Origin of the sequence: Mesobacillus selenatarsenatis SF-1 (genome assembly GCF_000813125.1) — a bacterium.
GTDB classification, from domain to species: Bacteria; Bacillota; Bacilli; order Bacillales; family Cytobacillaceae; genus Mesobacillus; species Mesobacillus selenatarsenatis.
This window is the reverse complement of sequence record NZ_BASE01000031.1, coordinates 84,778-97,086: the sequence shown is the minus strand read 5'-3', so window position 1 is coordinate 97,086 and position 12,309 is coordinate 84,778. Positions and strand designations below refer to the sequence as shown.

Here is a 12,309-nt window from a genome sequence, read left to right as displayed (position 1 = left end):
ACAATAATTCTATTTTAACATTATCACAAATAATAATCACAGTCAAGTAAAAGAGCATTGAGTTTGGGAGTGATTTTTCATGGAAGAAAAGCAGCTTAAAGATTTAGAAATGGAACAGGAACGTGTTGATTCCATCATTGAGGAAATTGATAAAAAAGCAGCGAAATGGAATGAAAGTTCAAGTGATGTCGGCTCAGATGCTCTTCAGATCAGAAAAACCTTTTGGGAGGATGTTACGGTCAACTTTGACGAAGCTGATGATGTAGCGGAAACCTTCACGAGTATTAAGCAACAGGCCGCGCTTTTATCCGAGCGTGAACGGACACAATCCCAAATGGTCAAACAGCTTCAGACATTATCTCACCTCAGGTTTTCTCCCTATTTCGGCAGAGTCGATTTTAAAGAAGATGGAGAAAATGGGATCGAGAGAATTTATTTAGGAATTGCGACTCTAATGGATGAACAGGAAGAAAACTTCCTGATCTATGACTGGAGAGCACCGATATCCGGTCTGTATTACGACTATTCACCCGGTCCGGCGCAATATAAAACAGAAACAGATTCTATCGAAGGATCGATGGAGCTAAAGCGCCAGTTTGTCATTAAGGGTGGTAAAATCAAAGCAATGTTTGAAACCGGGGTTACCATTGGTGACGAAATGCTTCAGGAAGTCCTGGGCAACAATGCCGATACCCAAATGAAAACCATTGTGGCAACAATCCAGAAGGAACAGAACCAAATCATTCGCAACGACTCAAGCAGCCTTGTTGTCGTCCAGGGTGTGGCAGGAAGCGGAAAAACATCAGCTGCCATGCAGCGCGTCGCATATTTACTTTACAAGTACAGGAATATCATCACGTCGGAAAATATCATGTTATTTTCACCCAATCCTCTCTTCAATAGCTATGTTGCTACGGTTTTACCAGAGCTTGGAGAGGAAAATATGCAGCAGGCAACATTCCAGGAGTATCTTTCAACACGGTTTGGCGCTGAATATGAACTAGAGGATCCTTTTGAACAAATGGAATTCCTGCTAGAAGCAGAAAAAAATGATGCTTATTTTGACAGGATTGATAGCATTCGTTTTAAGGCAGGTTTAGAGTTTAAAAAATTATTGGATCAATACGCTGAGAAATTAGCCACGGAAACGCTTGTTTTTAAAAGCTTAGGCTTAAATAAACGGGCAATCATCTCAAAGAAAGACATAGCAGCATACTATGATTCACTTGATAACAGTATTTCAATTCCAAATAGAATTCAGCTTGTTAAGGAATGGCTGTTAAAGGGACTTAAGAAAAAAGCAAAAGCGGAAATGTCACAGGAGTGGGTGGAAAAGGAGATTCAATTCCTTGAAAAGGAAGATTATCTGGAGTCATTTAAGCAAAGCCAGAAAAAACAGGGTGGAGCACATGATACGTTCCATGATTATGACCGTGAGCAGCAGTGGCTTTCGGAAATGGTAGTCAAGAGGCGTTTCAAGCCATTGTTCAATGCAGTAAAAAGGTTGAAATTCATTAATATCAGAGCCATATACATGAATTTCTTTAAAGAAGCTCATTCCAAAACCGAAGCCATTCCTAAAAATTGGGCCGCCACATGTGAACAGTCAATCAGTAATTTGGAAAACAGATATATTGCATATGAGGACGCAACTCCTTTTCTGTACCTACAAGACTTGATTGAAGGCAGGAAATCGAATACATCCATTCGCCATGTTTTCATTGATGAAGCCCAGGACTATACTCCTTTCCAGTTTGCATATATTAAAATGCTGTTTCCATACAGTAAGATGACTTTGCTTGGCGATATAAACCAGGCGATTTACTCTGGACCAACAGGTGCCCAAACGATCCTGGCGGAGTCAGCTCTTGACTTTGGAGAAAAGGAACAATACAGGCTTACCAAGACATATCGGTCAACGAAGCAAATTGTTGAATTTACCCGCCAACTGATCGAGGGCGGAGATATGATCGAGCCTTTCAACCGTACTGGACCAAAGCCAGTAATCGTCACGAGCAGTGAAGGCAGCGACCATATTCTGAAGACAAATGAACTTATCTCCGAGTTGCAGAGATTAGGACATAAAAACATCGCTGTTATTTGCAAAACTGCTAAAGAGAGCAAATCTGCTTTCGAGGGAGTCAAAAAAGCGCATGATGCGAGATTGATCGAAAAAGGGACAATGACATTTGAAAATGGTGTAAATGTTGTACCGACATATCTCGCAAAAGGCATTGAATTCGACGCGGTGATCATTTACAATTCATCGTCTTACACAAGAACGGAAGAAAGGAAATTGTTATATACAGCATGTACAAGGGCAATGCATGAGTTATATATCCTTTCCGAGGTAGAGCTTAGTCCGCTTCTGGATGATGTTGATGAACAATTATATAATCTGGTATAACAGCAACAAGCCGCCAAAATATTAATGGCGGCTTTTTTTTAGGTTTGTACCGATCACTTGAACCACTTGAACAAAGACTTGTCTTGATTGCTGATGTTGGGTTGCTTTTTAGCCGCTTCCTGCAGTGCTGAATTTACATCAATTAAGCCATTTCCATATTCAATATCTTCTCCTTGCTCACCAAGGTCAATTGCGGAATTCTTAATGATCTTGATAACTTGCGAACTTTTCAAATCTGGATTAGCTGATTTGATCAATGCTGCTAGACCGGCGACGTGTGGAGCAGCCATCGATGTACCTGAAAGGGCAGCATATTGCTCATTAAAATAGGTGCTAGGTATATAAACACCTGGTGCAGCAATATCAATATAATCTCCGTAGTTTGAAAAGCTTGCTCTGTTCCCTTTATAATCTACAGCAGCTACACTCAATACTTCTGGGTATGCCGAAGGATAGGTCGGCTGATCTGAACCATCATTACCGGCAGCAGACACCATGACAACATTTTTCTTATAGGCATAACGGACTGCTTCCTCCAGAACCTTCGAAGGCTGGTAATTGCCCAGACTCAAATTGATGACATCTGCACCGTGGTCAACAGCCCAGACAATCCCTTTAGCAATATCGAAAGTAGTACCGTAGCCTTTTGCTCCCATCGCTTTTATTGGCATGATTTTACTGAACCATGTCATGCCGGCAACACCTTCGTTATTATTTGTTTCCGAAGCAATAATTCCGGCTACATGGGTACCATGCCCATTATCATCATCAGGATCAGCTTTCTCATTGATGACATTATAGCCTTTAACAATCCGGTTCCTTAAATCGGGATGGTCCAAATCAACACCAGTATCAACAATCGCTATTTCAATTTCTTCCGTTCCACGGGTTACCCTCCACCCTTGTTCCGTACCAATGACTGGCAAATTCCATTGATAATTCTCCTGGTAAAGCAGGTCATTAGGTCCGTTCACTTCATTTTGCATTAAGATAAAATTAGGCTCAGAATACTCGATATTCTTTCTCTGATTAAAGTACTCAATCATTTCGGGTGTTTCCATCACTGTTGACCTGAAAATATAAATTGAGTTTAGATGCTTGATGACCCAGCCTTTAATATCTCGTGTAATTTCGTCTATTTCCTCCACACTTGGTTCTTTTACAAAATCAACTGTAGCTTCATGATCATAATAGTGGCTTGTATCCTTCTTGTTATGAAAAATTAGAGTGACTTCTTCTTGTGTATCGAGTTGGTTTTTGATCTTCTCTCCCATCTTCACGTTATTCACCTTTGCCATAGACCGAGCCATCATAACTTGTTGTCCTGATGAATGGATTCTGGCCCCAAGCTCTTTTTTATCAGTATCATTCCTGAATATTCCACCGGCAGTAAGGGCAAGAAGAAGGATTAATGCCGATCCAAGAAAGATTACCCTCGTTCTTCTCATAATTAAAAGTCCTCCATAAATGTATTTGTTCTTATGTTGCAGTACATCTTAAAAAATTAACGGCGGAAATCTCTGGGAGTTTAGAGGATTGTAAAAAGTGGCGGATAAGACGAATATTCTAAGAAATGATTTTGAATCATCCGAAAATAGTATAAAAAAGGACATGAAAACTTTACATAAGTCTCCAAATAACCGAATTTTTATGACAAAATTCCAAGTAATTCTTGAAATCCGTTTGCCAAATCCCAATTAATCGCTACAATTAAGCATAGACGCCATTCTTATGGTAAAATAACTAAGAGAACAATTGTTCTGATGCTGATAAAAGGATACGTTGCACGTAATCTTTTAAATCAGAAAAGACGAATACTTAACGAAATCATTGACACTATACATAAAAACCGTCAATGTTGTTTGCAAGAAATGAAAGGGGTATGTTCGTGGCAAGAAATCAGCAAGCTTTTGATTATAATGATGATGCCATACAGGTACTTGAAGGTCTTGAAGCGGTTCGCAAAAGGCCGGGTATGTATATTGGCAGCACGGATACACGGGGACTTCATCACCTCGTATACGAAATCGTTGATAACTCGGTAGACGAAGCACTAGGTGGCTACGGTAATCAAATCATCGTCAAAATCCATAAAGATAATTCCATCAGCGTCCAGGATAAAGGGAGAGGTATGCCTACCGGAATGCATAAGCTTGGCAAACCGACACCTGAAGTTATCCTTACCGTCTTGCACGCAGGCGGAAAGTTTGGTCAGGGCGGGTATAAAACAAGCGGAGGTCTTCATGGTGTAGGTGCTTCTGTTGTAAACGCATTATCAGAATGGCTGGTTGTAACCATCAAACGTGATGGCTTCGTCTATGAACAGCGTTTTGAAAATGGCGGGAAACCAGTGACGACGCTCGAAAAGATCGGAAAAACAAACCAATCAGGTACGACAATCCACTTTAAACCAGACCCTGAAATTTTCTCTACCCTAACATATAATTATGATACACTCTCGGAACGTCTTAGAGAGTCTGCCTTTTTGCTAAAAGGATTGAAAATTGAGTTAATCGATGAGCGCAATGATGTTAAGGATATTTTTCATTTTGAGACTGGGATCCAGGCTTTCGTTGAATATTTGAATGAAGAAAAAGATGTGATGCATCCAGTTGTTAGCTTCGAAGGCGAATACAGCCAAATAGAAGTTGAATTTGCATTTCAATTTAATGATGGCTACTCAGAGAATGTGCTGTCATTCGTCAACAATGTCCGCACGAAAGATGGCGGTACACATGAAGCGGGTTCCAAAACAGCGATGACCCGTGTATTTAATGAATATGCCCGCAAGGTTGGCTTGCTCAAGGAGAAGGATAAGAACCTTGATGGAGCTGACATCCGAGAAGGTCTTGCAGGCATCATTTCTGTGCGAATTCCTGAAGAGCTGCTTCAGTTTGAAGGCCAGACAAAGGGAAAGTTGGGGACAAGTGAAGCAAGATCTGCCGTAGACTCAGTCGTTTCAGAGCACCTTTCTTATTTCCTTGAGGAAAATCCAGATATCAGTACATTGCTGATCCGCAAGTCCATCAAAGCTTACCAGGCACGTGAAGCGGCCCGGAAAGCACGCGAGGACGCAAGAAGCGGGAAGAAGAGAAAGAGATCAGATGCGATACTATCCGGCAAACTGACTCCAGCGCAATCAAAGAATCCTGCGAAGAATGAACTTTACCTAGTGGAGGGTGATTCTGCTGGTGGTTCTGCCAAGCAGGGGCGCGACAGGAAATTCCAGGCTGTGCTCCCATTGCGCGGTAAAGTCATCAACACGGAAAAAGCAAAGCTGCAGGACATTTTCAAAAATGAAGAAATCAATACGATCATCCATGCGATTGGTGCCGGAGTTGGGTCAGACTTCAACGTAGCAGATATCAATTATGACAAAATCGTGATCATGACGGATGCTGATACTGATGGTGCCCATATCCAGGTACTATTGCTGACGTTCTTTTACCGATATATGAAGCCGTTGATCGAAGCGGGTAAGGTATTCATTGCCCTGCCGCCGTTATATAAGGTCAGCAAGGGCACCGGCAAAAAAGAAATCATCGAATATGCCTGGAGCGACGAAGAGCTGAAGGGCGCGATGAAGAAAGTCGGTAAAGGCTATATAATTCAGCGTTATAAAGGACTGGGAGAAATGAATGCCGACCAGCTTTGGGAAACGACGATGGATCCGGAGACCAGGACTTTGATCCGCGTGCGTATTGACGATGCAGCAAGAGCGGAGCGAAGAGTAACGACCCTTATGGGAGATAAGGTTGAACCACGCAGGAAGTGGATTGAATCGAATGTGGCATTCGGCCTTGAGGAAGATGGAAACATCCTTGAAAATGAAAATATCTCAGTTGCAGAGGAGGTTGCTGACGAATGAGTTCAGTAGAAAAATTTCGTGACCTTCCTTTAGAAGACGTACTGGGCGACCGTTTCGGGCGCTATAGTAAATATATTATCCAAGAACGTGCACTTCCTGATGCTAGGGACGGACTCAAACCTGTTCAACGCAGGATTTTGTATGCTATGCATGTAGAAGGCAATACAAATGAAAAGGGCTTCCGGAAATCAGCCAAGACAGTCGGAAACGTAATTGGTAACTACCACCCGCATGGTGATTCCTCTGTATATGAAGCAATGGTCCGTATGAGCCAGAATTGGAAAGTGCGGAACTACCTTGTCGAAATGCATGGGAATAACGGAAGCATTGACGGTGATCCGCCAGCTGCGATGCGTTATACAGAAGCAAGATTGTCAGCAATCGCCGGTGAACTGTTAAGGGATATCGAGAAAAGAACCGTCGAGTTCATTCCGAACTTCGATGACACCTCAAGTGAACCTACGGTGCTTCCTGCGATGTTCCCTAATTTGCTGGTTAATGGGTCTACCGGAATATCAGCGGGTTATGCGACTGATATTCCTCCACATAATCTAGCGGAAGTGATTGATGGGGTCATCATGAGGATGGACAACCCAGCATGCACTGTTGAAGATCTGATGAAAGTGATCAAGGGGCCGGACTTTCCGACGGGCGGAATCATACAGGGTGTCGAAGGAATCGCCAAGGCATACAAGACTGGTAAAGGTAAGATTATTGTTCGCGGCAAAGCTGAAATCGAGGATATCCGTGGAGGCAAACAGCAGATCGTCATCACGGAAATTCCTTATGAAATCAATAAAGCTAACCTGGTCAAGCGGATAGATGAATTCCGTCTCGACCGTAAAGTGGAAGGCATTTCGGAAGTGCGTGATGAAACAGACCGCACCGGCCTTCGTGTTGTCATTGAATTGAAGAAGGAAGCAGACGCAAACGGTGTTTTGCACTATCTTTACAAGAACAGTGATTTGCAGATTACCTATAACTTCAATATGGTTGCCATCAATAAGAAAAGACCTGTATTGATGGGACTTGCTGAGATGCTAGATGCTTATATTGACCACCAGAAGGATGTTGTAACTAAGCGTACCCAATATGACCTTCAAAAAGCCCGGGACCGCCAACATATCGTTGAAGGCCTCATAAAAGCTTTATCGATACTTGACCAGGTAATCGCAACGATTCGTGCTTCCAAAGATAAGCGTGACGCCAAGGATAACTTGATCAAAAAATTCGACTTCACCGAAGTTCAGGCTGAGGCGATTGTATCCTTACAGCTATATCGTCTGACAAATACTGATATTACTGCCCTTCAAGCCGAGGCGGAAGAGCTTGCCAAGAAGGTGGAGGAACTTACCGCCATTCTGGGCAGTGAGAAGAAGCTATTATCTGTCATTAAAAAGGAACTGAAGGATGTCAAAAAGCGTTTCTCAGATGATCGCCGGACAAAAATCGAGGAAGAGATTGAGGAAATCAAGATTAACCTTGAAGTCCTAATAGCAAGTGAAGACGTCATTGTGACCGTGACGAAGGATGGATACGTGAAACGGACAAGCCAAAGATCTTATGCCGCATCCAATGGTCAGGATTTCGCGATGAAGGATACGGATAGACTGTTATCACAGTTGAATATGAATACAACTGATGTCTTGCTGTTATTCACGAATAAAGGCAGCTACTTATACTTACCTGTCCATGAACTACCGGACATCCGCTGGAAAGACCTTGGTCAGCATGTAGCAAATCTTGTGCCGTTAGACCGGGATGAAGAAATCATCAAAGCTGTTCCAGTCACCGATTTCGCACAGAGTTTATTCTTCTTATTTGTGACAAAGAATGGTATGGTGAAAAAATCTGAATTAAGCCTTTATAAAGCCCAGCGTTACTCCAAGCCGCTAACTGCAATCAATGTCAAAGGTGACGACAGAGTCATCGACATACATGTAACCAATGGGGAGAAGGATTTATTCCTTGCTTCACATCTCGGTTATGCTTTATGGTTCAGCGAAGAAGAAATCAGTCCAATTGGAATTAGGGCAGCAGGCGTTAAGGGAATGAACCTGAAGGATGGAGATTATGTTGTCGGCGGGAAAATTATTGACAACAACCAAAGCCATTCTATCGTCATCGCTACACAGCGAGGTGCCGTTAAGAAAATGAAGCTGTCAGAGTTCGAGAAGACTTCCCGCGCAAAACGCGGTGTTGTGATGCTGCGAGAACTGAAAGCAAACCCTCACCGAATTATTGGCGTGGAGGCTGTTCATAACGAAGATGAAGTTTTCTTCCAGTCTGAAAAACAGCAAATTGTATCAGTAAAAGCTTCAGAATTAAGATTTAGCGATCGTTATACAAATGGCTCTTTCCTAGTAGATGAAAGTGAAACAGGGAAGTTTATATCTATCTGGAAAAGTGAACAAAAACAAGAAACAGGCACCAAGTGATAAAGTTTTTTAAAAAAACACAGGATACTTCCTGTGTTTTTTTTGTTTTCATCACCAAAATTAGGGTAAAAAATGGATAACTTCCAAACTATTTAGAACAAAGCTGGTTTTGGGAGTCAAGTACCATTGTGAATCGACTGCATTTTTGGTACATTAAAAACTATATTTAAATAACTTTATTCAAAAACAAGTAAAGGGAGTTTTATATGGAGATTTTCAACAACATTATATCTGAGTTAAACAACTACATGTGGAGCTATATCTTAATTGCTGTCCTCGTAGTACTGGGTACATATTTCACTTTCAGGACCAGGTTTGTTCAATTCAAATACTTTCCTGAAATGCTCAAGGTCTTAAAAGATCCAGCCACCGTATCATCAGAGGGGAAAAGAGGCCGGTCTTCATTTCAAGCATTCACGGTCAGCCTCGCTTCAAGGGTTGGTACAGGCAATCTTGCAGGAGTAGCGACAGCTATCTCAGCCGGAGGGCCAGGAGCAGTCTTCTGGATGTGGATCATTGCGTTAATAGGCGCAGCATCAAGCTTCATCGAAAGCACTCTTGCTCAAATTTATAAGGTAAAGGATAAAGATGAATACCGTGGCGGACCAGCTTATTATATGGAACGCGGGTTAAATAAAAGATGGCTGGGAATTTTATTTGCTGTCATTATTATTTTTACGTTTGGACTCGTTTTTAGTTCTGTTCAATCCAATACCATTTCCCTTGCTTTTGACCAGGCATTTGGATTCGATCGCTTTTGGATGGGAATCATTTTAACTGTTATGACTGCCGCAGTCATTTTTGGCGGCATCAAAAGGATTGCTTTTGTATCACAAATAATCGTGCCAATCATGGCCGTGCTATATTTAATCCTTGCATTGTTCATTGTGATCATGAATTTTAGCGAAATTCCTGCAATGCTTTCACTGATTGTCAAGAATGCTTTTGGTTTCCAAGAAGTAGTTGGCGGCGGAATGGGAGCAGCGGTCATGATGGGGATCAAGAGAGGCCTATTCTCTAATGAGGCTGGAATGGGTAGTGCGCCAAATGCAGCGGCCACTGCTGCAGTCACCCATCCAGTAAAGCAAGGCCTGATCCAAACATTAGGAGTATTTACGGATACTTTACTTATTTGTACGGCAACCGCCTTCATTATCATTATGTCAGGTGAATATATGAATCCTGATTTAGATGGAATACAATTAACGCAGGCAGCACTGACTTCGCATGTCGGTTCCTGGGCACCAGCGTTCGTCGGCGGAGCTATTTTCCTTTTTGCTTTCACATCGATTATCGGAAATTACTATTATGGTGAAACGAATATTGGCTTCATCAAAGAAAGCCCGACAGCTCTATTTATTTATCGTCTTGCTGTTATCGCAATGGTTTTGTTCGGTTCAGTTGCCGAGTTAGCCATTGTATGGAATTTAGCCGATCTTTTCATGGGAATAATGGCACTAATCAACCTTGTAGCCATAACCTTGCTTGCAAAGATCGCCATGGCAGCGTTAAAGGATTATAGAGAACAGCGAAAACAAGGAAAAGATCCAGTGTTTTATGCTGATTCTATCGATGGTTTAACAGGAATTGAATCCTGGGAATACCGTAAACACGGAGAATCCAAGAACAAATAATCATCAAAAACCTCTCTGATGAGATCAGAGAGGTTTTTTGTGCATTTTTTTACCAAATTTGGAGATGTTAAATGTAACGAGGTGATGCATGTTGAAAAAGGAGCTATTAATCACGTTCAGCGCGTTCTTTTTTATGTCGTTAACCGCCCTTACCGGCGTATATGCAGGGGAGTCTAATGAAAAAACGGTGACGATTTCTGAAGAAAAAGTCGATGTAACTGGTGATGGAAAAAAGGATTTGATATATGTAAAAGGAGTGCCTTATGAAGAAGGTGCGCAGTTTTTCAAAAAGATTTTCTTAAAAGTCAGAGCATCAAATGGTGAAATATATAAAATTGAACTCGATAGTGGTTACGATCCCGCTACTATTTATAAAGATTTGAACCACGATTCCATAAAGGACATATTTATCAGTGTTCCTACCGGTGGAAGTGGAGGTCTATCGAATTTTTATTTATATAGTTTAAAGGATTTCCAAGTTACCAATCTGACTGTACCAGAACCTCTTGCAGTCAACAGCCAATTTGAGGATGGTTACAAGGCTTCCATAAATATTCAAGAAACAGGGCAATCATACAGTTTTGACCTAAGCGACAGAAAAGATGAGTACGAACGCCTGGGTTTATATCAGGATGGAAAGTTAAATGAACCAACAGAGCTAATGGTTCTTCCTTTTGGTACATTAAAGCCGATTAAGGTAAAAGATAATCTTTATGGGTTAAAAGGCATCCAGCGAATAAATGGTGCATATAATGCGGATGGAATTGCTAATATTGAATCGACATGGATATATGAAAAGGGTAAATGGCATTTAATAAACGCTGAAGTCAAAAGCCTGAAGTCTCAATAATATAGGCGATTGTCACGGATTGCGGCACAGAGGCATATGATATCGGAAAAGGATTCTTTTAACGGGAAGGAGCCTTCTGCCATGAGCAAATTCAAGCCAGAACGATTGAGCGTTAACTTTATTCCACCAGCAACTGCTTTTGTACCAATAGATAGCAGAAAGTATACTTTAACACATTCCGATATTACTGGAGAGCTGTTTCTAGCAGTGGGGAATGTCTATGATTACCAGGCAATCAACTATGAAATGCGGGATGAAGTATTGGCAGACTGGATCACCATCAATGGTGAATACTTGCTGTATGCTAAGGTGTATATCAGTAACGGGGAATACGACCTGAATATGTCGAGGATCCGTTATATGATTTTCAAAAGAGAGCTGGATTTAGCACTGACTGCGATGGTTTATGGAGATAAAAACTTCTTCACATATTATCCTTGGCTGCTCGATGCTCCAATTTACGTACAGTTTTCATCTATTTACCCAGAATTTAATCAGGTAGCTTACTATGGTACGCCAAGAATGTATCTTAACAAAGTGAATAAGGAAAGAACCCAAGAAGCACAGGCATAAACCTGTGTTTCTTAAATTATTCGTTGATAGCAATCCTAGATAGAGAATAAAGGGACATAATATTGTTATGTAAACAATCAAAATGATTTGAAAGAGTATAAGGAAAGATTGAATTGACTTTAATTATAATGTTTTAAAGACATTGTAAATGAATACCTGGAAATATAAGAAATAATAGAGTTTTTAAAAAGTGTCCGGTAAGTTTTACTCAAATGATCAGAAGCCGGATTGAGGATTGATAAAATGAATTTTTTAATAGCAAAGCAAATGGAACTAAATAAAAACAAATTGAATTTAACTACTATCTAAATTGTTGTAAAAGCATAATGATTAAGTGAATTTATGAAAATTTTGATTCTGTCTCACTAATTTAAGTATACTTAGTCAATGAGACGATATTAGAAATTGTTTATTCAACTTCCTAGAATTTATGTTATGTAAACTAGAAAATAAGTTTTTTATGAGAAGTTAATCTGGACTCTTCTCCTCCCGTGTCCGTTGAAGAGAATCCACCTACATAAATGAAGAGAATGTTCCTA

At 41.0% G+C, this 12,309-nt stretch carries 7 protein-coding genes; 6 read left to right on the top strand and 1 reads right to left on the bottom strand.

Translation table 11 applies throughout. The features are described from left to right. The first annotated feature begins 79 nt into the window (after window positions 1–79). Window positions 80–2,407: an RNA polymerase recycling motor HelD gene (gene helD, locus TY49_RS07420; RefSeq protein ID WP_041965267.1), complete on the top strand. Its 2,328-nt coding sequence runs from the start codon at window positions 80–82 to the stop codon at window positions 2,405–2,407. Between the two features lie 53 nt (window positions 2,408–2,460). On the opposite strand, the gene TY49_RS07415 is transcribed toward helD, so the two are convergent. After that, entirely contained in the window at window positions 2,461–3,855 is a 1,395-nt protein-coding gene (locus TY49_RS07415) for a S8 family peptidase (RefSeq protein WP_041965266.1), read from the bottom strand. Between the two features lie 440 nt (window positions 3,856–4,295). Here TY49_RS07415 and parE point away from each other — a divergent pair, with 440 nt between their 5' ends. The 5 genes from parE to TY49_RS07390 all read left to right on the top strand — a co-directional run bounded on the left by parE (window position 4,296) and on the right by TY49_RS07390 (window position 11,770). Further along, the gene (parE, locus tag TY49_RS07410) at window positions 4,296–6,275 is read left to right on the top strand and encodes a DNA topoisomerase IV subunit B (RefSeq protein WP_041965265.1); all 1,980 of its coding nucleotides are present in this window, start codon (window positions 4,296–4,298) and stop codon (window positions 6,273–6,275) included. After that, window positions 6,272–8,713, top strand: coding sequence for a DNA topoisomerase IV subunit A (gene parC, locus TY49_RS07405; protein WP_041965264.1), 2,442 nt, complete (start codon window positions 6,272–6,274; stop codon window positions 8,711–8,713). The genes parE and parC overlap by 4 nt, the downstream gene beginning before the upstream one ends. Before the next feature lie 206 nt (window positions 8,714–8,919). Beyond that, the gene (locus tag TY49_RS07400) at window positions 8,920–10,347 is read left to right on the top strand and encodes an alanine/glycine:cation symporter family protein (RefSeq protein WP_041965263.1); all 1,428 of its coding nucleotides are present in this window, start codon (window positions 8,920–8,922) and stop codon (window positions 10,345–10,347) included. An 88-nt stretch (window positions 10,348–10,435) separates the two neighbouring features. Continuing rightward, window positions 10,436–11,197 (top strand): YybI family spore inner coat protein, encoded by a 762-nt coding sequence (locus TY49_RS07395; RefSeq protein WP_369389511.1) that lies wholly within the window; start codon window positions 10,436–10,438, stop codon window positions 11,195–11,197. 81 nt (window positions 11,198–11,278) lie between these two features. After that, window positions 11,279–11,770, top strand: coding sequence for a staygreen family protein (locus TY49_RS07390; RefSeq protein WP_041965262.1), 492 nt, complete (start codon window positions 11,279–11,281; stop codon window positions 11,768–11,770). Window positions 11,771–12,309: the final 539 nt, after the last annotated feature.